The sequence below is a fragment of the Phaeobacter sp. PT47_59 genome, from assembly GCF_028890025.1.
In the GTDB taxonomy this organism is placed as follows: domain Bacteria; phylum Pseudomonadota; class Alphaproteobacteria; order Rhodobacterales; family Rhodobacteraceae; genus Phycobacter.
The window spans coordinates 142,505-165,802 of the sequence record NZ_JARCJL010000003.1 but is presented as its reverse complement, the minus strand read 5'-3'; the positions used below and the strand labels follow the sequence as shown (position 1 = coordinate 165,802).

General features: G+C 64.3%; 24 protein-coding genes. 19 read left to right on the top strand and 5 right to left on the bottom strand.

Going from position 1 to position 23,298, the window contains the following annotated elements; translation table 11 throughout:
- Nucleotides 1-92 precede the first annotated feature (92 nt).
- Nucleotides 93-446: a hypothetical protein gene (locus PXK01_RS04085; RefSeq protein WP_274858971.1), complete on the top strand. Its 354-nt coding sequence runs from the start codon at nucleotides 93-95 to the stop codon at nucleotides 444-446.
- Between the two features lie 131 nt (nucleotides 447-577).
- On the opposite strand, the gene PXK01_RS04080 is transcribed toward PXK01_RS04085, so the two are convergent.
- Entirely contained in the window at nucleotides 578-796 is a 219-nt protein-coding gene (locus tag PXK01_RS04080; protein WP_274847493.1) for a DUF1127 domain-containing protein, read from the bottom strand.
- 352 nt (nucleotides 797-1,148) lie between these two features.
- Between PXK01_RS04080 and ruvC the strand changes: the two genes are divergently transcribed.
- The 17 genes from ruvC (at nucleotide 1,149) to folD (ending at nucleotide 17,649) form a co-directional block, all read left to right on the top strand.
- Nucleotides 1,149-1,646, top strand: coding sequence for a crossover junction endodeoxyribonuclease RuvC (gene ruvC / locus PXK01_RS04075; protein ID WP_274847494.1), 498 nt, complete (start codon nucleotides 1,149-1,151; stop codon nucleotides 1,644-1,646).
- Nucleotides 1,643-2,335 (top strand): Holliday junction branch migration protein RuvA, encoded by a 693-nt coding sequence (gene ruvA / locus PXK01_RS04070; RefSeq protein ID WP_274858970.1) that lies wholly within the window; start codon nucleotides 1,643-1,645, stop codon nucleotides 2,333-2,335. The genes ruvC and ruvA overlap by 4 nt, the downstream gene beginning before the upstream one ends.
- A 6-nt stretch (nucleotides 2,336-2,341) precedes the next feature.
- Nucleotides 2,342-3,373, top strand: a complete 1,032-nt coding sequence (gene ruvB / locus PXK01_RS04065) for a Holliday junction branch migration DNA helicase RuvB (protein WP_274847496.1) — start codon at nucleotides 2,342-2,344, stop codon at nucleotides 3,371-3,373.
- A gap of 390 nt (nucleotides 3,374-3,763) precedes the next feature.
- A complete protein-coding gene (locus tag PXK01_RS04060) occupies nucleotides 3,764-4,423 on the top strand; it encodes a hypothetical protein (RefSeq protein WP_274858969.1) in 660 nt (219 codons plus the stop codon).
- Between the two features lie 11 nt (nucleotides 4,424-4,434).
- The gene (thpR, locus tag PXK01_RS04055; protein WP_274858968.1) at nucleotides 4,435-4,992 is read left to right on the top strand and encodes an RNA 2',3'-cyclic phosphodiesterase; all 558 of its coding nucleotides are present in this window, start codon (nucleotides 4,435-4,437) and stop codon (nucleotides 4,990-4,992) included.
- 67 nt (nucleotides 4,993-5,059) lie between these two features.
- The gene (gene ybgC, locus PXK01_RS04050) at nucleotides 5,060-5,446 is read left to right on the top strand and encodes a tol-pal system-associated acyl-CoA thioesterase (RefSeq protein ID WP_274858966.1); all 387 of its coding nucleotides are present in this window, start codon (nucleotides 5,060-5,062) and stop codon (nucleotides 5,444-5,446) included.
- 107 nt (nucleotides 5,447-5,553) lie between these two features.
- Nucleotides 5,554-6,249: a protein TolQ gene (gene tolQ / locus PXK01_RS04045; RefSeq protein WP_274847500.1), complete on the top strand. Its 696-nt coding sequence runs from the start codon at nucleotides 5,554-5,556 to the stop codon at nucleotides 6,247-6,249.
- 3 nt (nucleotides 6,250-6,252) lie between these two features.
- Nucleotides 6,253-6,756 (top strand): protein TolR, encoded by a 504-nt coding sequence (gene tolR / locus PXK01_RS04040; RefSeq protein ID WP_274847501.1) that lies wholly within the window; start codon nucleotides 6,253-6,255, stop codon nucleotides 6,754-6,756.
- 15 nt (nucleotides 6,757-6,771) lie between these two features.
- Nucleotides 6,772-7,926, top strand: coding sequence for an energy transducer TonB (locus PXK01_RS04035; RefSeq protein WP_274858965.1), 1,155 nt, complete (start codon nucleotides 6,772-6,774; stop codon nucleotides 7,924-7,926).
- 59 nt (nucleotides 7,927-7,985) lie between these two features.
- A complete protein-coding gene (tolB, locus tag PXK01_RS04030) occupies nucleotides 7,986-9,263 on the top strand; it encodes a Tol-Pal system beta propeller repeat protein TolB (protein ID WP_446728419.1) in 1,278 nt (425 codons plus the stop codon).
- Between the two features lie 101 nt (nucleotides 9,264-9,364).
- Nucleotides 9,365-9,868, top strand: a complete 504-nt coding sequence (gene pal / locus PXK01_RS04025; RefSeq protein WP_274858963.1) for a peptidoglycan-associated lipoprotein Pal — start codon at nucleotides 9,365-9,367, stop codon at nucleotides 9,866-9,868.
- A 4-nt stretch (nucleotides 9,869-9,872) separates the two neighbouring features.
- Entirely contained in the window at nucleotides 9,873-10,691 is an 819-nt protein-coding gene (gene ybgF, locus PXK01_RS04020) for a tol-pal system protein YbgF (RefSeq protein WP_274858962.1), read from the top strand.
- Complete coding sequence (tilS, locus tag PXK01_RS04015; protein ID WP_274858961.1) at nucleotides 10,688-11,941, top strand: tRNA lysidine(34) synthetase TilS; 1,254 nt, start codon at nucleotides 10,688-10,690, stop codon at nucleotides 11,939-11,941. Before ybgF ends, tilS begins: the two co-directional genes overlap by 4 nt.
- A 75-nt stretch (nucleotides 11,942-12,016) precedes the next feature.
- Complete coding sequence (gene ftsH / locus PXK01_RS04010) at nucleotides 12,017-13,930, top strand: ATP-dependent zinc metalloprotease FtsH (RefSeq protein ID WP_274847507.1); 1,914 nt, start codon at nucleotides 12,017-12,019, stop codon at nucleotides 13,928-13,930.
- 283 nt (nucleotides 13,931-14,213) lie between these two features.
- Nucleotides 14,214-14,789 (top strand): MOSC domain-containing protein, encoded by a 576-nt coding sequence (locus PXK01_RS04005; RefSeq protein ID WP_274858959.1) that lies wholly within the window; start codon nucleotides 14,214-14,216, stop codon nucleotides 14,787-14,789.
- A 187-nt stretch (nucleotides 14,790-14,976) separates the two neighbouring features.
- Entirely contained in the window at nucleotides 14,977-16,653 is a 1,677-nt protein-coding gene (locus PXK01_RS04000) for a formate--tetrahydrofolate ligase (protein ID WP_274847509.1), read from the top strand.
- Nucleotides 16,654-16,749: 96 nt separating this feature from the next.
- Nucleotides 16,750-17,649, top strand: a complete 900-nt coding sequence (gene folD / locus PXK01_RS03995; protein WP_274858953.1) for a bifunctional methylenetetrahydrofolate dehydrogenase/methenyltetrahydrofolate cyclohydrolase FolD — start codon at nucleotides 16,750-16,752, stop codon at nucleotides 17,647-17,649.
- Between the two features lie 67 nt (nucleotides 17,650-17,716).
- Here folD and PXK01_RS03990 read toward each other — a convergent pair whose 3' ends face one another.
- From PXK01_RS03990 to PXK01_RS03980, 3 genes are read right to left on the bottom strand one after another with little or no spacing between them, the layout of a single operon-like run.
- A complete protein-coding gene (locus tag PXK01_RS03990) occupies nucleotides 17,717-18,127 on the bottom strand; it encodes a PaaI family thioesterase (RefSeq protein WP_274858951.1) in 411 nt (136 codons plus the stop codon).
- A 47-nt stretch (nucleotides 18,128-18,174) separates the two neighbouring features.
- Entirely contained in the window at nucleotides 18,175-18,831 is a 657-nt protein-coding gene (pdeM, locus tag PXK01_RS03985; protein ID WP_274859055.1) for a ligase-associated DNA damage response endonuclease PdeM, read from the bottom strand.
- Between the two features lie 38 nt (nucleotides 18,832-18,869).
- A complete protein-coding gene (locus tag PXK01_RS03980) occupies nucleotides 18,870-21,287 on the bottom strand; it encodes a ligase-associated DNA damage response DEXH box helicase (RefSeq protein ID WP_274858950.1) in 2,418 nt (805 codons plus the stop codon).
- 116 nt (nucleotides 21,288-21,403) lie between these two features.
- Between PXK01_RS03980 and PXK01_RS03975 the strand changes: the two genes are divergently transcribed.
- The gene (locus tag PXK01_RS03975; protein WP_274858949.1) at nucleotides 21,404-21,883 is read left to right on the top strand and encodes a DUF4405 domain-containing protein; all 480 of its coding nucleotides are present in this window, start codon (nucleotides 21,404-21,406) and stop codon (nucleotides 21,881-21,883) included.
- Nucleotides 21,884-21,903: 20 nt separating this feature from the next.
- Here PXK01_RS03975 and PXK01_RS03970 read toward each other — a convergent pair whose 3' ends face one another.
- Nucleotides 21,904-23,211, bottom strand: coding sequence for an ATPase (locus tag PXK01_RS03970; protein WP_274858948.1), 1,308 nt, complete (start codon nucleotides 23,209-23,211; stop codon nucleotides 21,904-21,906).
- Nucleotides 23,212-23,298: the final 87 nt, after the last annotated feature.

Here is a 23,298-nt window from a genome sequence, read left to right as displayed (position 1 = left end):
TCGAGAATTTTAGAAAACTGCCCAAAACTTGCCACATTTCCGTCGCATGGTGACTCATCCGCTGGTGGGGGCCAGTTCGGGGAGCTCATGGTATGGGCAAACAACATCGAGAATTCAACGCGCGTCTGCGCCGTCTTGAAGACAAGCACGAGGCCATGTCATCGGGCTATTCGGCGCATGTCGGCTCGGACGGGCTGATCATGGTGAAGCCGCGCAGATCGCGTGCGTCCCGGTCTCGGGTGACGCCGCGCGCCGTCGTCTTTCTTTTTTGCTCTGTCTTCCTGTTCAAAGGGTTCCTGATGGCGAGCTTGGGCTTTGCAAGCTACGATGCACGCGTGGCCGAGCTGTCGCGCGGCATTGCGGTGGAGCGGGCCGGGGCCTTTGTCATGCAGGCCGAGCCGATTTCCGTCCTGATCGGACAAAAGCTGCGCCCCTACGTGCATTGACGGAACCCGACCTGCCTGCGTTGCAGGCTCTGTGATCAAATGAAAAATAAAAACGCCGCAGCCCGGGTCGGGTCTGCGGCGGTCTTGTCTGCCCCCGAGGGAAAAGGGTTGGCAGTCAGATTGCTGGGTGATCAGCGGTGCGATTTGCCCAGGGCAATATCGTCGATATCGCCGCGGCACATGCCGATATCGGCCAGATCGCGGTCGCTGAGCGCCGACAGGGCGTTGCGGGTGGCTCGGGCGTCGTTCCAGGCCACGGCCGATGCCAGGGCATTGTCCAGAAGGCCGCCGATACGACCAAACAGGCCGGTGGAGCCATAGGTGGTGCGGGTGGTGTCAAATGCAGCCATATCCTTGTCCTCTTGGGTATGTGTTTCCAAAATGCGCCGGGGCCGTGAAGTGGTGCGAGTGGCCCGCTGCGCGTTAAGCGGCAGGTAGAGGCGAAATCTTCCCCCAGCAAGATCGATTTTTGCATAGCACCACGCGCTTTTTGCATAGCTCTCGCCCTTGCAAATAAGGGCGATGTGCCAATTGGGAGCAGGCGCCTGCAAAATGTCGTGACCAGACATTGAGGCGGCGCTTTCGTCTCTTGTTTTCCCCACCCCAAGGGAGAAGGCCAGGGCAAAAGCGATTGGATATGTTCGCCTTTTGTGCTAACTCATTTCAAAACAATTCGAATGAACAGGCAGGGGCAGGGCGGATATGCGGATTTTGGGGATCGATCCGGGGCTGCGGACCCTGGGCTGGGGGATCATCGAATCGCAAGGCACGCGGCTGTCCCATGTGGCCAACGGGCTGTGTCATTCCGATGGCGATGATCTGGGCGAGCGGCTGTTGTCGCTGCACAATCAGGTGGGCGAGGTGATCGCGCAATACTGCCCGGATCAGGCCGCCATCGAACAGACCTTCGTGAACAAGGATGGTGCGGGCACGCTGAAGCTGGGGCAGGCGCGGGGCGTCGCGCTTCTGACCCTGGCCAAGGCCGGGCTGCCGGTGGGCGAATATGCCCCCAACCGCGTGAAGAAAACGGTGGTGGGCGTGGGACATGCGGACAAGGGGCAGATCCTGCATATGGTGAAGCTGCAGCTGCCCGGCTGTAACCCCAAGGGTGCCGATGCCGCCGATGCGCTGGCCATCGCCATTTGCCACGCCTATTACGGGGGCACGCAACAGCGGGTGTTGAAGGAGGTGCGCGCATGATCGGCAAGCTGACCGGACGGCTGGAGTATCGCGCAGCGGACCACGTGCTGATCGATGTGCGCGGCGTCGGCTATATCGTCTATTGCTCGGATCGCACCCTTGCGGCCCTGCCCGGCGTCGGTGAACCGGTGGCGCTTTATACGGAACTCCTGGTGCGTGAAGACCTGATGCAGCTTTATGGCTTTCCCTCGCTGGTGGAAAAGGAATGGCATCGCCTGCTGACCTCGGTGCAGGGGGTGGGGGCCAAGGTTTCGCTCGCCATCCTGGGCGCGCTTGGTCCCGACGGGGTAAGCCGCGCCATTGCCCTGGGCGACTGGGCGGCTGTCAAGGCCGCCAAGGGCGTCGGCCCCAAGACCGCGCAGCGCATCGTTCTGGATCTGAAGGACAAGGCACCCGGGGTGATGGCCATGGGCGGCACGGTGTCCGAGGCGATGGAGGGTCCCTCGCTTGCGGATGTGGTGGAGCCTGCCGAGGCTACGCCCGCGCCGAAGAAGGGGAAAGCGGCCAAGCCCAAGGCGCCCTCGGGTGCGGCGGCGGCCTCTGCCGGAGCGCTTTCGGCGCTTTCGAACCTCGGCTATGGCCCGTCCGAGGCCGCCGCTGCCGTGGCCGAGGCTGCGGGCGACAGCCCCGAGGCCGGAGAGGCCGAATTGATCCGCGCGGCCCTGCGCCTCTTGGCGCCAAAGGGGTAAGCCGTGATGATTGATGCAGATCCGACCCTGCGCCCCGCGCCCCTGCCCGAGGACAGCGAACAGGACAACGACCGCGCCCTGCGCCCGCAAGGCCTGTCGGAATTCATCGGTCAGGCCGAGGCCCGCGCCAACCTGCGCGTCTTTATCGAAAGCGCCCGCCGCCGCGGCGAGGCGATGGATCACACCCTGTTTCACGGGCCACCGGGCCTGGGCAAGACGACGCTGGCGCAGATCGTGGCGCGGGAGCTGGGAGTGAATTTCCGCATGACCTCGGGGCCGGTTCTGGCCAAGGCGGGCGATCTGGCGGCGATCCTCACGAACCTCGAGGCGCGCGATGTCCTGTTCATCGACGAGATCCACAGGCTCAATCCGGCGGTGGAAGAGGTGCTTTACCCGGCGATGGAGGATTTCGAGCTGGATCTGGTGATCGGCGAAGGCCCCGCCGCGCGCACCGTGCGGATCGAGCTGCAGCCCTTTACCCTGGTGGGGGCGACGACACGGATGGGGCTTTTGACCACACCGCTGAGGGACCGGTTCGGCATTCCGACGCGGCTGCAGTTTTATACGGTGGATGAACTGCATGAGATCGTCAGCCGAAACGCCCGCAAGCTGGGCGCCCCGGCCGATGACGCCGGTGCGCGAGAGATCGCGCGGCGCGCGCGGGGTACCCCAAGGATCGCAGGACGGCTCTTGCGCCGCGTGGTGGACTTTGCGGTGGTCGAGGGCGATGGAACGATCACCCGGGACCTGGCCGATGGTGCGCTGACGCGGCTTGGGGTGGATAACCTGGGCCTGGATGGTGCGGACCGGCGGTATTTGCGGCTGATCGCCGAGAATTACTCAGGCGGGCCGGTGGGGATCGAAACCCTGTCTGCGGCGCTGAGTGAAAGCCGCGATGCGCTGGAGGAGGTGATCGAACCCTACCTGTTGCAGCAGGGTCTGATCCAGCGCACCCCGCGTGGGCGGATGCTGGCACAAAAGGCCTGGATGCATCTGGGGATTGCGCCGCCCAAATCACAGAGTGACCTGTTTTCCTGAGAGGCAGCCTCTCCCGCCCGTCGCTTTGGCATTGAAAATGCCGCGCTCCCGTTGGGCGGGGCGCCGCTGTCGCGGCGCGAGATTTGCTGAGAGGTGCCTTGAGGAGCAGGTCTGCTCCTCAAGGCACCAGTCCCATTATTGGCAGTCCTTTCCTGCCTCAAGGGTAAACCACGCGTGCCGCGTGGCCGCATGCGCGGCCCTTGACCCGGAAAAGGACAGGGGTACGCCCTGGGGCAGCCGCGTCGCGACAGCGGCGCCGCGCCCAAGGCCGCCAAGGGGTATCGGCGCAGCCGATACCCCTGCGGGCGCGGGAGCACGCCCTTGCCGTTCGGGGCAGAGCAGCATAGACGCAGGCGGAAACAGACGGGCAATCGTAGTGGAGCCGTTCTCATGATACTGGACCTGACACCGGATCGGATCGAAGCGCTGTTTCTGCGAGGGGATAAAACCTACGCCTTTGCGCGGTGGGGGCGGCCGATTGCGCCTATCGTCTTTGGCGTCGAGGACGAGACGCTTCAGACCCTCAAGGGCGCGTTGGAGGCCGTGGTGACCCTGGCAGGGCATCAGATGGCAGAGACCGATCCGGAACTGGGCAGCAATCTCATGTTCTTTTTCTTTCGCGACTGGGATGAACTGCTTGAGGTTCCCGATCTTGACCGCCTGATCCCCGATCTTGCCCCGCTTGTTGCGCGGCTCAAGGCCACCGATGCCAGCCAGTACCGGGCGTTTCGCTTTGACGATCAGGGGGGCATTCAGGCGGCCTTTGTCTTCCTGCGCATGTCCGGCGATCTGGCGAAGATGCCTGCCGAGACGCTGGCGCTCACCCAGGCGGTGCAGGTCATGCTGATGTGGGGAGAACAGGCCTTTGCCAGGCAATCGCCGCTGGCCGTGCTGCCCGAAACCGGCGCCACCATCCTGCGCCCCGAAATTGCCGGGGTCATTGCTGCCGCCTATGACAGGATGATGCCGGTGGCGGCGGATGATGCCTCTCATGCCTTACGCCTGTTCGCACGGCTGCAGGGGGCGACGCCGGGTCACCCCATTCAATAGGAGGCCGGTCCATGCGCGCCTTTGTCGGGCTTCCCCTGCCGGATGAGGCTGCTGATGCACTGGAGCGCCTTCAGGCAGAGATCCCGGTGGGTCGCGTCGTCGTCGGCGAGAACCTGCATCTGACGCTGGCCTTTCTGGACGACCAGCCCGAGGCAGCGCTTCAGGCGCTCCATCAGGAGTTGTCGCAGATTGCGGCCGCGCCGCTCAGGCTGAACATCAAGGGGCTGGATCTGGTCGGTGGGCGCAATCCACGCATTCTGTTTGCGGCTGTGGAACCGGATCCAACCCTGTCTCGCCTCCGCGATCAGGTGCGGCGGGCGGCGGAGCGGGCCGAGATCCATCTGCCCCGCGAAAGGTTCCGCCCGCACATCACCCTGGCGCGCTTTTCCCGCGATATGCCGAACCTGCAGGCGCGCCGATTGGGGGAGTTCCTTCAGGCGCGTGGGGATTTCTCTTTGCCCGACGTGCAGATTGATCGCACGGCGCTTTTTCGTTCGACGCTCAGCCCTGATGGCGCCCGCTATGATATCTTGGCCGACTATCCGCTGAACGCTCCGGACTGCGAATAGGTCTGCCGGGCTTGCTGCCACTTGGAGCGCGCCTTAGGGTGCGACCAGCAGCAGGAGAGGGCAGAAAATGACGCATGAATTCCCGGTACGGGTCTATTACGAGGACACCGACATGGGCGGGATCGTCTATCACGCCAACTACCTGCGCTATATCGAGCGCGCCCGCAGCGATTGGGTGCGCAGGCTTGGCAACGATCAGAACGCCATGCGCGATGCGGGTCTCATCTGGGTGGTTCAGCGGATCGAGGCGGATTATCTCGCTCCCGCCAAGTTCGAAGACGAGCTGATGGTGGAAACCGAGGTGGAGAAACTGACCGGCGCGCGCCTGACCATGCGCCAGCTGGTGCGTCGCGGCGATACCCCCCTGTTCAAGGCGGTTGTGACGGCGGTTTGCGTGACCGCAGCCGATGGTCGTCCGACCCGCCTGCCGGCAGAGATTCGCGCATTGCTCTAGCTCCTGCCGCCTGTCATGCCTGTTTCATTGGCTTTTCGCTTCAACTTCGGCTAGCTTTGCGCCAATCAAGGCCGCAGATAGACGGTCCAAAACGATAGAGCAGGCTAATGGAAGCAGAAACTCTGGCGCTGGCGCAGGAGATTGATTTCTCCATGTGGGGCCTTTTCGCGCGGGCCACCATCACCGTGAAACTGGTGATGCTGATGTTGATCGCCGCCTCGATATGGTCCTGGGGCATCATCTTTCAGAAACTGATCACCTACCGCAAGGCACGGGCCGAGGCAGCGGCCTTTGAGGCTGCCTTCTGGTCCGGGGAGCCGCTGGACGGGCTGTTTGACCAGTTGGGGCCGGATCCCGCGGGTCAGTCCGAGCGGATCTTTGCGGCCGGCATGGCCGAATGGCGCCGCAGCCACCGCAGCGATGGCGGTTTGATCCCCGGCGCTCAGGCGCGGATCGACCGATCAATGGATGTGGCTATCGCCAAGGAGGCGGAAGGCCTGCAGAACGGATTGCCGGTGCTGGCCTCGGTCGGCTCCACCGCGCCCTTCATCGGCCTGTTCGGCACGGTCTGGGGCATCATGCATGCCTTTGTCGAGATCGCCGAGCAGCAGAACACCAACCTTGCCGTTGTGGCGCCGGGCATTGCCGAGGCGCTATTGGCAACGGGTCTGGGTCTTCTGGCGGCGATCCCGGCGGTGATCTTCTACAACAAGCTGAGTGCCGACAGCGACCGGATCATCGGCGGCTATGAAGCCTTTGCCGACGAGTTCGCCACCATCCTCAGCCGCCAGCTGGATTCCTGAGCCATGGGCGCGGCTGTTCAGCAAAGGGCGTCGGGGGGCGGACGCCGTCGTGGGCGCGGCCGGGGGCGGGTGCAGCCGATGGCGGAGATCAACGTCACCCCCTTCGTGGATGTGATGCTGGTGCTCCTGATCATCTTCATGGTGGCGGCACCGCTGATGACGGTCGGCGTGCCGGTGGAATTGCCGAAAACCGCTGCGGGCGCGCTGCCGGGCGACGAGGAAGAGCCGCTGACCGTGACCATGACCGCGGGCGGAGACATCCAGATCCAGACCACATCGGTGCCACGCGCCGAATTGGTGGCCAAGCTGCGCGCCATTGCGGCGGAACGCTCCTCCGACCGGATCTTCCTGCGCGCCGATGGCGCGATTGCCTATAGCGAGGTGATGCAGGTGATGGGGGCGCTCAACGCGGGCGGCTTTGCCAATGTGGGCCTTGTCACCGACACGGGCGGCCCGGCGCTGGATGGAGCATCCGTCGGCGCTGCGGGCGGTGGCGCGGACCAATAGGCGGGGGCACGGCACGTGCAGACCGGAACCAAGATCTCTCTTGCAGGGCACGCGCTGCTCCTGGGCTGGGCCGCTTTTGGCGGGTGGTTCCAGTCTGAACCCGCGCCCGTCGCAGTGCAGGAGGTCACCCTGATTTCCGCCGAGGAGTTCGCGCGCTTGAGCCAGGAGCGACAGGCGCCGGTGGTGGCGCCCGATGCCACCCAGCTCACGCCGCCGGAAGAAAGTGCCGCGCCGGAGGTCTCCCTTCCGCCAGAGCCACGCCCGGAGCCGGACCCCCCGCGTCCTGAATCGCTGCGCCCCGAACCCCTGCCCGAACCCACTCCGGATCCGGTGGTGGAGGATGTGCCCGTGCAGGAGCCCGACCCGAAGGTGCCGGATACCCCGCCGGACGTGCAAAGGCCGCCTGATACCCTGCCGGAAACGGCCGTGATCCTGCCGCCGCAGCCCGAGGCACCGCAGCTTGCGCCGGTGGACCGGGTCGCCCCCGTGCCCGTGGCCCCGCCGGAGCCGGATGTGGCCGTTGATGAGGTGGAACAGCCGGAGGTCTCCCCCGATGCCGGGGCCGAAGACCCGCAAGAGGTCCAGGAGGCCACCGCTCCGGAAGCTGCAACCGACCGGATCGTGACGGAGGAAAACCGCGCGCAGGACAACCAGCCCGAACAGCAGGTGGTGACGGCCCCCAGCCAATCCCTGCGCCCCAGATCCCGCCCGGAACGACCCAGGGTCGCGGCCACGCCGCAAGAGGCGCCCCAGTCCGACACTCCGGTTGAACGCTCGGCCGTGGAAGATGCCCTGGCGGCGGCCCTTGCAGGCGGTGCCGATGTGGAGGCGCCCGAACCCTCTGGCCCGCCACTGACCAGCGGCGAGAAGGACGCGCTGCGGGTGGCGGTCTCCCAGTGCTGGAACGTGGGATCATTGTCATCGGATGCCCTGCGCACCACCGTGACCGTCGGGGTGAGCCTGTCCCAGGATGGCAAGCCCGACGTGGGGTCGATCCGCATGCTGTCTAGCACGGGCGGCTCGGCGGCTGCGGCAAAACAGGCCTACGAGGCCGCGAGACGGGCAATAATCCGCTGCGGTTCACGAGGATTTCAACTTCCCCCCGAGAAATACGCCCAATGGCGTGATATTGAGATGACATTCAATCCCGAAAGGATGCGGATCAAATGAGCACCTATCTGGCACGTTTGGCGGTTCATGGCCTTGCCCTTTGCGCTGCGGCCCTGGTGATGGCAGGCGCGGCGTCGGCGCAAACCGGGCCGCTCAGGATCGAAATCGATCAGGGTGTGATCGAACCCTTGCCCTATGCGGTGCCGGATTTCATCCCCGAGGATGCGGCGGCCTCGGAATATGCGTCCTTGATTGCCCGGGTGGTGGCGGCGGACCTGAGCGGCACCGGCCTGTTCCGCGAAGTGCCCGCCTCGGCGCATATCTCCAAGATCACCGGTTTTGACGATCCGGTGCGTTTTGCCGATTGGAAGGCGGTCAATGCCCAGGCGCTGATTGCCGGCGCCGTCACCGTCAAGGGGCGGCAGCTGACCGTGCGCTTCCGGTCCTATGATGTCTTTGCCGAAAACGAATTGGGGGGCGGTCTGCAGTTTTCCGGTTCCACCGATGGCTGGCGGCGGATGGCGCACAAGGTGGCCGATGCGGTCTACAGCCGGATCACCGGCGAGGGCGGCTATTTCGACAGCCGGGTGGTATTCGTGTCGGAAACCGGTCCCAAGAACGACCGGCGCAAGCGCCTGGCGATCATGGATTATGACGGCGCCAACGTGCAGTATCTGACCAACAGCGAGGCCATCGTGCTGGCGCCGCGGTTTTCGCCCACCGGCGACCGGGTGCTTTATACCAGCTACGAGACCGGTTTCCCCCAGATCCATGTGCTGGACGTGGGCAAGGTGCAGCGGCGGATCCTGTCGACCGATGAGGGCATCATGAGCTTTGCGCCGCGGTTTTCGCCGGATGGGCGCACCGTGGTCTATTCCCAGTCGCAAGGCGGCAACACGGATCTGTTCACCATGGACATTGCCAGCGGTCAGCGCAGCCGCCTGACCACGGCGCCCTCGATCGAGACCGCCCCCTCGTTTTCGCCTGACGGCAGCCAGATCGTCTTTGAAAGCGACCGCTCCGGCGCACCGCAGCTCTATGTGATGCCTGCCTCGGGGGGCGCGGCGCAACGGATCAGTTTCGGCACCGGGCGCTATGGCACGCCGGTCTGGTCGCCGCGCGGGGATCTCATCGCTTTTACCAAGCAGAACAAGGGCCGTTTTCACATCGGCGTCATGCGGGCCGACGGCAGCGAGGAGCGCTTGCTCACGGCGTCGTTCCTGGACGAGGGGCCGACCTGGTCTCCGAACGGGCGGGTGATCATGTTCACCCGTGAAACCCAAGGTGCAAGCGGGCGCGCCCTGCTTTATTCGGTAGATATCTCGGGGCGGAACCTGAAACCGGTGCGCACCCCCGACGGGGCATCGGATCCGGCCTGGTCACCGCTGCAGAACTAGGCCCTGCCGGTGAAACGAACGCCTTTGGGGCATAAATACCAGCATGGCGGCCTCACTCAACATATGGTAGGTTGCCGACAAGAAACGCGAAGGGATTGAGAATGAGCGGTTTGAACAAGGCACTTCTGTTGGTCGCGGCCCTCGGTCTGGCGGCCTGTGGCGATACCTCCTGGGACGATACCCGCTTTAACGGCACGGGCGCCGGTGTCGGCGCGGCGGGCTCGGCCTCGGATCCCGCCAGCCCCGCCTATTTCCAGGAGGCCATCGGCGATCGGGTGCTGTTCGCGGTGGATCAATCCACGCTGTCGCCTGAAGCCGAGGCGGTTCTGCGCGGCCAGGCAGGCTGGCTGCTGACCAATACGGATTACAATGTCACCATTCAGGGCCATGCAGACGAGCAGGGCACCCGGGAATACAACCTGGCCCTAGGCGCCCGCCGCGCCAATGCGGCGCGGGAATTCCTGATTTCGCAAGGGGTGGCGGGCGATCGCATCCAGGTGGTCAGCTTTGGCAAGGAGCGCCCGCTCGAGATCTGCTCGGCCGAAAGCTGCTATGCCAAGAACCGCCGCGCGGTCACGGTACTGGCCAGCGGGCTGACGGGGTAACGCCATGAAACTGATCCGTGCCGCCCTGATTGCCACGACCCTATGCGCGCCGCTGCCCGCTTTGGCGCAGGATCAGCAGACGCTGGCGGATATTCGACAAGAGCTGACCGTGCTGCATGTGGAGATCCAGCGGCTCAACCGCGAGCTTTCGACCACCGGCGCGCCGTCCACCAATCTGGCAGGTACATCGGTTCTGGACCGGGTCGCGGCGATCGAGATGGAACTGCAGCGGCTCACCGCCCAGACCGAACAGCTGGAGTATCGGATCAACCGGATCGTGACCGATGGCACCAACCGGATCGGTGACCTTGAATTCCGCCTGGTGGAGCTTGAGGGCGGCGATATAGCGGCGCTGGGCGAGACCACGACCCTTGGCGGCGATGGCGCTGCGCAAGACACTGGAACGCCCGCACCTCTGCCCACCGCTGCCGAGGAACTGGCCGTGGGGGAGCGCGCCGATTTCGATGCGGCCAAGGCTGCGCTTGATGCGGGCAGCTATCAGGCGGCAGCAGAGCAATTTGCGGCCTTCAACGCGGCCTATCCGGGCAGCCCGCTGGCGGTTAAGGCCGATTTCCACCGCGGTAAGGCGATGGAGGGGATGGGCGACACCCGAGAGGCGGCCCGGGCCTATCTGGCGGCCTTTACCGGCGATGCGGTTGGCCCGGTGGCGCCCGAAGCCCTGTTTGAGCTGGGCGCGGCCCTGGGCCGGTTGGGGCAGATGGATCAGGCCTGTATCACCCTGTCGGAAGTGGGCGCGCGGTTTGCCGGTCATGACACCGTCGCCAAGGCCAAGGCCGAGATGGCGCGGCTGAGCTGTTCTTGACGCAAGACACCGCCGATATTCTAGTACATCTGCGCGCCGGGCTGCCTGCGTCGCTGCCAGAGCGGGTCGGGGTCGCGGTCTCTGGCGGCAGCGACTCGGTCGCACTTCTGCATCTTCTGCATCGCTGCCTGCACCCCCAAGGGGTCGAAATCTCCGCGGTCACTGTCGATCATGGCTTGCGTCCAGCCTCTGCCGCAGAAGCGCAGCAGGTTGCAGGTCTTGCGCGGGACCTGGGCGTTTCCCACGACATTCTGCACTGGCATGAAGGGCCTTCGGGCGGCAACCTTCAGGACCAGGCCCGGCAGGCGCGCTATGCCCTGATGGCCGACTGGGCCGCGGGCAAGGGTATCTCGCGTCTGGCACTGGGCCATACGGCGGACGATCAGGCCGAGACCCTGTTGATGCGCTTGAAACGTGCCTCGGGCGTAAGTGGCCTTTCGGCCATGTCGGTGACGCGGCGGATGGGGGCGGTGACCCTCTGGCGCCCGCTGCTGGAGCTGCGCCGCGCCGAGCTGCGGCAGTATCTGTTGGATCAGGGCGTCAGCTGGATCGAGGACCCTTCGAACCAGGATCCGCGATTCGACCGGGTGCGGATGCGCGCAGCGCTGCCCCTGCTGGAGGATTTGGGGCTAGGTGTCGAGGCGCTGGTGACGGTTGCTCAGAACATGGCCCAGGCCCGGCAGGCGCTGGATCACTATGCTGACCGTGCGGCGCGGGATCTGGCACGGGTCCGTGCCGGCGCAATCTCCCTCGATGGCGCGGGATTTGCTGCGCTGCCCGATGAAATTGCCTATCGATTGCTCTCTGCGGCAATCATTTGGGTCGCTGGCGCGCAGTATCCACCACGCCGCGCACCGATGATGGCGGCGCTCGCCGCCGCGCGCAGCGGGCGCGGGCGTACCCTGTCGGGGGCGCGTATCCTGTGCCGCAAGGGCCAGGTCTGGATCTGCCGCGAAGCGCAGGCACTGCGGGACAAGACCTGCGGCGCGGATCGGGTCTGGGACAGTCGCTGGAGGCTTTTTGCTGAAAATGCAGAGGCTTGCCAGATCCGTGCCCTGGGGCCGGAGGGATTGAGGCACTGCCCGGACTGGCGCGACCTGGACCTACCAGGACCGGTTCTGGAGGTCACGCCCGCCCTTTGGTGCGGCGATGAACTGTGCGCGGCGCCCCTGGCCGGATCCAAGCAGGGATGCCGGGCCGAATTGATCCGGGGTGAAGAAGAGTTCCATGCATCCTTTTTATCGCATTGAACCTCACTGAATGTTCCCTATTTTAAGCGCAACGCAGGCGGTCCTTGTGCCGTCTGGAACATTGGGAGATTTTCCTTGGGCAATGCACGCAATATCGCCTTCTGGGTTGTTCTGTTCCTGCTGATCCTGGCGCTGTTCAATCTGTTCAGCGGGTCCGGCAGCACCATGCAGAGCCGTGAACGCACCTATTCCGACTTTGTCGCCGCCGTCGAGGGCGGCCAGGTCGGCACCGTCACGCTGGACGGAGAGCAGGTGCGCTACACCACCTCGGACGGGCAGAGCTATGTCACCATCAAGCCTGGCGACGCCGAAGTCACCTCGATGCTGATCGAGAACAACATTCCGGTTCGCGCCGAAAAGCAGGAGCAGTCGGGCTTCCAGTCCTTCCTGATCACCCTCCTGCCGTTCCTGCTGTTGATCGGGGTCTGGGTCTATTTCATGAACCGCATGCAGGGCGGCGGCAAGGGCGGTGCCATGGGCTTTGGCAAATCCAAGGCCAAGATGCTGACCGAGAAACATGGTCGCGTCACCTTTGACGATGTTGCCGGTATTGACGAGGCCAAGGAAGAGCTGGAAGAGATCGTCGAATTCCTGCGCAACCCGCAGAAGTTCTCGCGCCTGGGCGGCAAGATCCCGAAAGGCGCGCTGCTGGTGGGCCCTCCGGGCACCGGTAAGACGCTTCTGGCCCGTGCCATCGCGGGTGAGGCGGGCGTGCCCTTCTTCACCATCTCTGGCTCCGACTTCGTTGAAATGTTCGTTGGTGTCGGTGCATCGCGCGTGCGCGACATGTTCGAACAGGCCAAGAAGAACGCGCCCTGTATCGTCTTCATCGACGAGATCGACGCCGTGGGGCGCCATCGTGGCGCCGGGTATGGCGGCGGCAATGACGAGCGCGAGCAGACGCTGAACCAGCTGCTGGTGGAAATGGACGGCTTCGAGGCCAACGAGGGCGTTATCATCCTCGCCGCCACCAACCGCCGCGACGTTCTGGACCCCGCACTGCTGCGTCCGGGTCGCTTTGACCGCAACGTCACCGTCGGCAATCCTGATATCAAGGGCCGCGAAAAGATCCTGGGCGTGCATGCGCGCAAGACCTCGCTTGGCCCCGATGTGGACCTGCGCATCATTGCGCGCGGCACGCCGGGGTTCTCGGGTGCGGATCTGGCGAACCTGGTGAACGAGGCCGCGCTGATGGCGGCCCGCGTCGGTCGTCGCTTTGTCACCATGGAAGACTTCGAGAACGCCAAGGACAAGGTGATGATGGGCGCAGAGCGCCGCTCGATGGTGTTGACCGCGGATCAGAAGGAAAAGACCGCCTATCATGAGGCCGGTCACGCCGTGGTGGGTCTGAAGCTGCCCGAGTGCGATCCGGTCTACAAGGCTACCATCATTCCGCGCGGTGGCGCCCTGGGCATGGTGGTGAGCCTGCCCGAGATGGACCGTCTCAACTGGCACAAGGACGAGTGCGAGCAGAAGCTGGCGATGACCATGGCCGGCAAGGCCGCCGAGATCATCAAATACGGCGAGAACCATGTCTCCAACGGTCCGGCAGGCGACATCCAGCAGGCCAGCCAGCTGGCGCGCGCCATGGTGATGCGCTGGGGCATGTCCGACAAGGTCGGCAATATCGACTATGCCGAGGCGCATGAAGGCTACAGCGGCAATACGGCCGGCTTCTCGGTTTCGGCCCACACCAAGGAGATGATCGAGGATGAGGTGCGCTCTTTCATCCAGAACGGCTATGAGCGGGCCTATCAGATTCTGACCGATCATCATGACGAGTGGGAGCGCCTGGCGCAGGGCCTCTTGGAGTACGAAACCCTGACCGGGGATGAGATCAAGCGTGTGATGAATGGCGAGCCGCCGCATTCCGGTGCGGATGAGGGCGACGATGCCGACCAGGGCAGTGCTTCGATCACATCGGTGCCCAAGGCCAAGCCGAAGAAGTCTCCGCCCGAAGGGGGCATGGAGCCTGAACCCTCGGCTTAAGCAGCATCGAAAGCTGTGAATACTGTGAATGAGATGAGGCCCGGTCAGTGACCGGGCCTTTTTGGTATTCGGTAGGTGCAAGGTTTGCGGTGGGGGATGGCGCGGGGGCGCCGGGCCGCAAAGCTGCCCGGCGCCCCCGCGCCCGGATCGGATCGTTTTCGCGATCCGACCGGCTCTTGTGGCCACGTTGTTTTCTCTCTGGTCGTTGTGGTGTCGATCTGTATGGTCCTTCACAAAACCATGCCCATCTGCCGAAGTTGGCCCCAAATGAAGGAACGCCGGGATGCCTGTGTTGCGCAAAACCGAATTTATCGGAGAGATCACCTGGATGGGGCAGGTGCCCGCGGGGGCGGTCCTCAGCGCTACGCCGACCGATCACCTGGACCTTGGCTTTCACGGCATCGCAGGAGAGCGCCACGAAGGCGCCCTGCGCGCCTCCTGCGTGCGGGTGAAGAACCTCTATCCCCAGGGCACCGAGATCCGCAATGTGCGGCAGCTGACGATCCTGTCGGAAGAGGAGCTGGCGCTGATCGCCGCCGACATGGGGCTGGAGCGGATCGATCCCGCATACCTTGGTGCCACGCTGGTTCTGCGTGGCATTCCCGATTTCACCTTCATCCCGCCGAATAGCCGCCTGCAAGGCCCAGGCGGCATCACCCTGACCGTGGATATGGAGAACCGCCCCTGCGTGTTGCCGGGGCGCGAGATCGAGACCGACCACACAGGCTACGGTGCCAAGTTCAAACCGGCAGCGGAAAACCGGCGGGGAATCACCGCCTGGGTCGAACGTCCGGGCCGCCTGTCCCTGGGCGATCAACTGGCGGTATTTGTCCCCGACCAGCGCGCCTGGGCGCCCTGAAGGGCGCTCCAAAGGGGCACATTGCGTTCCTTTCGGACACTCAGGGTTCCGATCGAAAGCAGCGAACGCCGTTTCGAGGCGCGATAATGTCGGAAAACAGGCGCGCGATTTGCCGCAGTCTGGCTAAGTCTGGGTCAACCCCGGCCCGTGCGCCGGTCAACCGATCAAACAGGTCAGGAACCCGGCCATGAGCTACAAGAGTGATATCGAAATCGCCCGCGAGGCAAAAAAGCTCCCGATTCAGGAGATCGGTGCCAAGCTGGGCATGACCCACGACGACCTGCTGCCCTATGGCCATGACAAGGCGAAGGTGAGCCAGCCCTTCATCAACTCGGTGCAGGACAAAGAGAACGGCAAGCTGATCCTGGTGACCGCGATCAACCCGACCCCGGCGGGCGAGGGCAAGACCACCACAACCGTCGGGCTCGGCGACGGTCTGAACCGCATCGGAAAGAACGCGATGATCTGCATCCGCGAGGCTTCGCTCGGGCCGAACTTCGGCATGAAGGGCGGCGCGGCCGGCGGTGGCTATGCGCAGGTGGTACCGATGGAGGACATGAACCTCCACTTCACCGGCGACTTTCACGCGATCACCTCGGCGCATTCGCTACTGTCGGCGATGCTGGACAACCACATCTACTGGGGTAACGAGCAGGACATCGACATCCGCCGGGTGCAATGGCGCCGGGTCGTCGACATGAACGACCGTGCCCTGCGCCAGATCAACGTCTCTTTGGGGGGTGTTGCCAATGGTTTCCCACGCGAGGGTGGCTTTGACATCACCGTGGCCTCCGAAGTGATGGCGATCCTCTGCCTGGCCAAGGATCTGAAGGACCTGGAACAGCGCCTGGGTGATATGATCGTCGCCTACCGCCGCGATCGCAGCCCGGTTTTCTGTCGCGATATCAAGGCCGAAGGTGCCATGGCGGTGCTGTTGAAGGATGCGATGCAGCCGAACCTGGTGCAGACGCTGGAGAACAACCCGGCCTTCGTGCACGGCGGTCCTTTCGCCAATATCGCGCATGGCTGCAACTCGGTCATCGCCACGCAAACCGCGCTGAAAGTGGCCGACTACGTGGTGACCGAAGCCGGTTTTGGTGCCGATCTGGGCGCCGAGAAGTTCATGAACATCAAATGCCGCAAGGCAGGCCTGGCCCCCGATTGCGTGGTTCTGGTGGCCACCGTGCGGGCGATGAAGATGAACGGTGGTGTCGCCAAGGCCGATCTTGGCGCGGAAAACGTCGAGGCGGTGATGGAAGGCTGCGCCAACCTCGGCCGCCATATCGGCAACCTGAAATCCTTTGGCGTACCGGTCGTGGTGGCGATCAACCACTTCGTCACCGACACCGATGCGGAAATCCAGGCGGTCAAGGACTACGTGGAAACCCAGGGCTCCGAGGCGATCCTGTCGCGCCATTGGGAGCTGGGTTCCGAAGGCTCCGAAGCGCTGGCCCGCCGGGTTGCGGAAATCGCCGACAGCGGCGTCAGCCAGTTCGCGCCGCTCTACCGGGACGAGCTGACCCTGTTCGAGAAGATCGAACGCATCGCCAAGGGCATCTACCGCGCCGATGAGGTGCTGGCCGACAAGAAGATCCGCGACCAGCTGAAACTCTGGGAAGAGCAGGGCTACGGCCATCTGCCGGTCTGTATGGCCAAGACCCAGTACAGCTTCTCCACCGACCCGAACCTGCGCGGTGCGCCCACCGGGCATTCGGTGCCGGTGCGTGAGGTGCGCCTGTCGGCAGGGGCCGGTTTCGTCGTGGTGGTCTGCGGTGAGATCATGACCATGCCGGGCCTGCCGCGCGTGCCGGCGGCAGAAAACATCCACCTGAACGCCGAAGGACAGATCGAAGGCTTGTTCTGAGGCGAAATTTAAGCAATCTGCGGCTCGGAAGGGGCTTCCGGGCCGCATCGCGTTTCGGGGCCCGTTTGGCGCCCCACAGCAAGAGGATCAGGACAGATGGCAGCGACTCTTATCGACGGCAAGGCTTTTGCGGCCAAGGTACGCGAAAAGGTGGCGGGCCATGTGGCACGTCTGAAGCAAGAGCACGGGATCACAGCGGGCCTTGCGGTGATCCTGGTGGGCGAGGACCCCGCGAGTGAAGTCTATGTCGCGGCGAAACACCGCCAGACCGTGGAGGTCGGCATGGCCTCCTTCGAGCATAAACTGCCCGCGGATGTCTCCGAGGCGGATCTCTTTGCTCTGATCGACCAGCTGAATGCTGATCCTGCCGTGCATGGTATCCTGTGCCAGTTCCCGGTTCCGGATCACCTGGATGAGCGCGCCGTGGTGGCGCGTATCGATCCGGCCAAGGATGTGGACGGGCTGAGCGTGGTCAACGCGGGCCTTCTGGCGAGCGGCGAAAAGGGGCTGGTGTCCTGCACGCCGCTGGGTTGCCTTATGCTGCTGCGCGACCAGATCGACGATATGACGGGGCTGAATGCCGTGGTCATCGGCCGCTCCAACCTCTTTGGCAAGCCGATGGCGCAGCTCTTGCTGCAGGAAAACTGCACCGTGACGATTGCCCATTCGCGGACCCGCGACCTGCCCGAGGTCTGCCGCCGCGCCGATATTCTGGTCGCCGCCGTGGGGCGTTCCGAAATGGTGCAGGCCGATTGGGTCAAACCCGGAGCCACGGTCATTGACGTTGGCATCACCCGCGTGCCGCACCCGGAAAAACCCGGCAAGACCAAGCTCTTGGGCGATGTGAACTTTGCCCCGGTGTCAGAGGTGGCAGGCGCCATCACCCCGGTGCCGGGCGGCGTTGGCCCGATGACCATCGCCTGCCTTCTGGCCAATACGGTCACGGCCTGTTGCCGCGCGCATGGGCTGGAGGAACCCGAAGGGCTGACCGTCTGATCGGTTTGATCTTTTCCAGAAACGATGAGCACCCGCCGCAGGTTTTCGGCGGGTGTTTTTGCATGGCCTAGGGGCTGACCGGCACCATGGTGCCCTGCAGAATGGCGATCAGCTTTTCCTCGCCGCCGGTGATGGCATGCACTTGCGAGGTCACCACCACGAGCCGCCGACCGGGCTTGATCACCGTGCCGGTGGCACGCAGGCGATCCCCGATCCCCGGCGCCAGCAGGTTGATCTTGATCTCGGCGGTCATCACCTCCTGATCCTCGGGCAGCAGGCTGAGGGCTGCATAGCCTGCGGCGCTGTCGCCAATGGCAAAGGTGAGCGCGGCATGGGCGGCGCCGTGCTGTTGCAGGCTGGTCGGCAACAGGGGGGCCGAGATCACCACCTTGCCCGGCTCCACGCTGTCGAGGGTGGCGCCAAGGGTGGTCATCATGCTTTGGCGGTCAAAACTGTCTTTGATGCGTGTCGTTGTCATGGCGTGAGCTTAGAAGCCTTCTTTCCCCTTGGGTGCAAGACGTTACGTCAACGCGGCATCGGGCAGGGCAGCGCGGTGGGGCCGGTCAGGATCGCCAGCGCCTGCGGTGCCATCAGCCCGGTCAGTGCCGGATCACTGCTGCGCAGGCCCCCGGTGTAGGTTCCGAATGCGGGCAGGATCAACCGGGTTTGATCCAACAGGAAAGCAGGCCGCGCGCTGCCCCGGCTGAGGCGCGCCTTGGGGTGGTAGTGGCCCGAGACCTCCCCGGGTGCGGCATCGCCCCGCGCGATATGGCGAAAGGTCAGCGTGCCGATCGAGATTTCGTCGCAAGCTTGCCCGCCAAAACCTGTGGCACCGGGATCGTGGTTGCCCTCGATCCAGATCCAGTCCCGCGCCGCCACCATCTGGCGCAGGTCTTTCGCCTCTGGGTCGTGCAGGGCCTCGGCAGCGGCCAGATCGTCGAAACTGTCACCCAGGCACAGGATGGTGTCTGGCGCGAACTGGTCGATCAGAGTGCTGAGCCGTTGCAGTGTATCGCGGGTCTCATAGGGGGGCAGGGCGCTGCCGCCGCGCCGGAGCTGGCGTTCGGATTTGCCAAGATGCAGGTCCGACACGCACAACAGGCGCTGCGCCGCCCACCACAGGGCACCGCTGCCCAGGGCCGTCAGCTGTGCGCCCGCCAGGGTGAAGTCATAGCCACTCATGCCAAGGTGATCGCCGGATTTCCGCCCGCCTGCAAGCCTCATTGCGCGAGGGTTTCAAGACCCGAGGCGCGCATCAGCTCGGCCGCCTCCTGCTGCATCAGCTTTTCCGCGCCGGCGCCCTGGATCGGGACCTTGCCCATCTCCAGCAACAGCGGCGCGGCGAGGGGGCTGATCCGGGACAGGCGGCGCAGGCTCAGGCGGCCACGGATGCGTTGGGTCATCTCCTCGATGCGGGCGAAATCCACCAGCCCGCTCATGGCTTCGTCGCGGGTGATCTCCAGCAGCAGGTGATCGGGGTCATATTTGCGCAGCGTGTCATAAAGGATATCGGACGAAAACGTTGCCTGCCGCCCCGATTTGCGGTTGCCGGGGGTGTTGCGCTCGATCAGCCCGGCGATGGTGGCAGAGGCGCGAAAGGCGCGTTTCATCACCGCGTTGCCCGCCAGCCAGCGGTCCAACCCGTCGCGCAGGGCATCGCCATTCAACAGCGGCGCAGGATCTTTGACTTCGGATAGGCTCCAGATCAGCGTCGCATAATCGGTGGCGACAAATCCAAGGGGATCAAGGCCCTGCTCCTCCATCCGCTTGGTCACCAGAAGTCCCAGCGTCTGCTGCGCGTTGCGCCCGGCAAACCCGTAAAGGCAGGCATGTTCGCGCCCCTGGTGCGGGAAGGTCTCGATCAGCATCTGGCCCGCGCGCGGCAGCTCCGAGACCTCGCGCTGCAGCGCCAGCCAATCGGCGGTATGGGCGGGCAGATCGGGCCAGGTATCCTGCGCCAGAAGGTCGAGGATCCCCTGGCTCAGCTGGGTGGAGGTGGCGAATTTGGTGCCCGAGAAAACTGCGATCTTGGGCTTGCGGCCCTTGTCGCGGCTGACCTCTACCGTCATTTCGCGCAAGGATTCATAGCGCACGATCTGCCCGCCAATGAGGAAGGTATCGCCGGGGGTCAGGGTGGCGGCAAAGGCCTCCTCAACCTCGCCCAGGGGTTTGCCGCCGCGGCTGCGTTTCATACGCACCTTCAGAAGGTCGGCGTCCTGGATGGTGCCGATATTCATGCGGATACGCGCGGCGGAGCGTGGATCGCGCAGCTGCCACAGCCCGTCGGGGCGCTGCAACAGGCGCTGCCACTGATCATAGGCGCGCAGGGCATAGCCACCGGTGGCGCAGAAATTCAGGCAGGCGTCGAACTCGGCCCGGGAAAGGTCCGAATAGGCGCCGGTGCTGGTGATCTCGGCAAAGAGTGCGTCGGCATCAAACGGCCCTGCGCAGGCGGTGATCAGGACATGCTGGCACAGCACATCGCGCGGCCCCGGCGGGCGTGGATCCCCGTCAAGCCTGCCTTCCTGTACGGCCTTCAGCGCGGCTTGGCATTCGACCACCTCGAACCGGTTGGCAGGCACCAAGAGCGCCTTGGAGGGAGCGTTGTAGCGGTGATTGGCCCTACCGATCCGCTGCACCAGCCGCTTGACGTTCTTCGGCGCACCAATCTGGATCACAAGATCCACATTGCCCCAGTCGATGCCAAGATCGAGCGAGCCGGTACAGACCACCGCGCGCAAGGCGTTGGCGACCATTGCCGCCTCGACCCGCGCGCGCTGTTCGCGATCGAGTGAGCCGTGGTGGATGGCGATCGGCAGGGCGTCTTCATTGGCAAGCCAGAGGTTGTGAAAGAAGATCTCGGCCTGGGCGCGGGTGTTGTGGAAGATCAGCGTGGTCTGATGGGTGCGGATCTGCTCCAGCACGGAGGGGATCGCATAGGCCGCGCCACCGCCCGCCCAGGGGGGCGCCTCGGCGGTTTGCAGCATGGCGATATCGGGGGCGGGGCCGGGGTCGGCCTGCACGATATGGCAAGGGTCGGGATGCCGGGCGAGGTAGCGGCCAATCTGTTCGGGGTCATCCACGGTGGCCGAGAGACCCACGCGACAAAGATCGGGGCAGAGGCTTTGCAGGCGCGCGAGCGCCAGCATCAGCTGATCGCCGCGCTTGCTTTCGGCCAGGGCGTGGATCTCGTCGATGACAATGCGTTTGAGGCCTCGGAAGGTGCGTGCCGCGTCCTCGTAAGACACCATAAGCGCAAGGCTTTCCGGTGTGGTCAGCAGGATATGGGGCGGATCGGCGCGCTGGCGTTTGCGGCGCGACTGCGGCGTGTCGCCGGTGCGGTCATCGATGCAGATCGGCAGGCCCATCTCGGCAACCGGGCCGGTGAGGTTGCGCTTGATGTCCGCTGCCAAGGCTTTCAGAGGGGAGACGTAAAGCGTGTGCAGCCCCTCGTGGCCGTCGGTCGCAAGTTCGGCCAGGGTAGGCAGGAAGCCAGCCATCGTCTTGCCGCCCCCGGTCGGGGCAATGAGCAGGGTTGAAGGATCCTGCGCACGGGCCAGCATCTCCGCCTGGTGGGGATGGATGGTCCAGCCTTTTGTTGCAAACCAGCCGGAAATCTGAGGGGGAAGGGAGGTCATGGTCCGAGTTTAGAAAGAAACCTGATCCGAGGAAAAACTCTTTTGCGATTGTCCGACGGAGACGCGCCTTTGCAACGTGTGATGATTGAAGAGGTTTTCAAGACTGGAGAGAGAAGATGCGCATGCTTCGCACCTGGGCCACCCCGCTGACAATCGGAAGCTTCCTGCTGATGGGGGTGACGGGGCTGTTGATGTTCTTTCATCTCGACAGCGGTTTGAACAAGGTGGTGCATGAATGGGTCGGCTGGGTCATGGTCGCCGGTGTGCTGGCGCATGTTCTGCTGAACTGGCGGGCGTTTTCGGTCTATTTCAAACGTCCGGTCGCGGTGACGATCATGGCGCTCTCCGCTGTTGTGCTGGCCGGATCCTTCGTGCCGGTGTCCGGTGGCGGCAGCCCGGTCAGGCCGGTGATGATGGCCGTGACGCAGGCCACGGTCGGGGCGGTGATCGGGGTGAGCGGCGTGCCAGAGCAGGTGGCGCTGTCGCGCCTGGGCGCGGCGGGCTTTGATGCGACATTGGAGACGCCCCTGCCGGATCTGACCGGCGGCGACAGGGAAAAGGAAATGGCAATCCTGTCGCTGCTGTTCCAAGGGTGAGATTGGGGGCGGGATCGCCCCTATTTCACGATCTCCTCGTCCTTGACGAACATGTTCGCCCAGGCGCGATCGATCAGATCAGGGCTCATCTGGTAGGGAATGCCCTCGAAATCGCAGATCGCCATCATCTGGTCGATCAGGAAGACCGGCTGGTAGTTGGCGTAGACATTGTCGATGGTCGGGTATTTCGTCTTCAGAAGATGCACCAAGGTTGCCTCATCCAGCGGCACGCCTTTCTTGCGGGCCACCAAGGCAAAGATCTTCAGGAAATTTTCCTGATCCGGTCCGTCGATCTTGATCTTGAAGAAAATCCGGCGCAGGGCGGCCTGGTCAAAGATCTCGTTCGGGTGGAAGTTGGTGGAGAAGATCACCAGCGTGTCGAACGGGACCTCGAACTTTTCGCCCGATTGAAGGGCAAGGATATCGCGCCCCTCTTCCAGCGGCACGATCCAGCGGTTGACCAGCGCCTGGGGCGGTTCGGCCTGGCGGCCAAGGTCATCGACGATGAAGATGCCGCCGGTGGATTTCAGCTGCAGCGGCGCCTGATAGGTGCGCGCCGTGGGGTTATAGACCAGGTCCAGCATCGACAGGGACAACTCCCCGCCGGTCACCACGGTGGGGCGTTCGCATTTGACATAGCGGGTATCGAACCGGCGCGGGCGGCGCAGGGCGTTGGGGTCTTCGGCCTCTTCCTCGACCGCAGTGTGGACGATGGGGTCGTAGACGGTGATCACCTGACCGGCATATTCGATGGCGCGGGGCACGTAGACACAATCGCCAAGCGCATCGCGAATTCCGTTGGAGATCGAGGATTTCCCGTTGCCGGGTGGGCCATACATCAGGATCGAGCGGCCCGCGCTGACCGCCGGCCCCAGGTGGTCCAGCAGGCTGTCGGGCAGGATCAGGTGACCCATGGCCTGTGTAAGCTGCTGACGCGTCACCATGATATTGCGGATCGACTGACGCTCCACCTGCTCGCGGTAGACATCAAGCGGCACCGGCATGGCGCCATAGTATTCCGACTGGCTGAGCGCATCCAGCGCGCGCGCGCGGCCCGCATCGGTCAGCTGGTATCCCATCTCGTTGCCGCTATTGGCGTTGAGCGTGCCGGTGGCCTCCAGCAGTTTCTGTTCGCGGGCCATATCGACCAGTTCTTGCGTCACCGGGATCGGCAGGCAGATGGCCGCGGCGATATCGCTGACGAGGTTGGCGTTCTTGCGGAACATCGTTTTCAGCAAAATATCCCGCATCATCACAATGGGGAGCTGCATCTGGGCAAGGCCCCTGGGCGCTGGCGGTGCCACCACGGCACTGGTCTGCATGTTCATGTTTCGGCCTGTCTGTTCAACCTGCTCCCCTGCTGGCGGGTTGGCGAGCGGGGGACGCAGGGGCGTCCGCCCTGGGTGCCCGCCAAC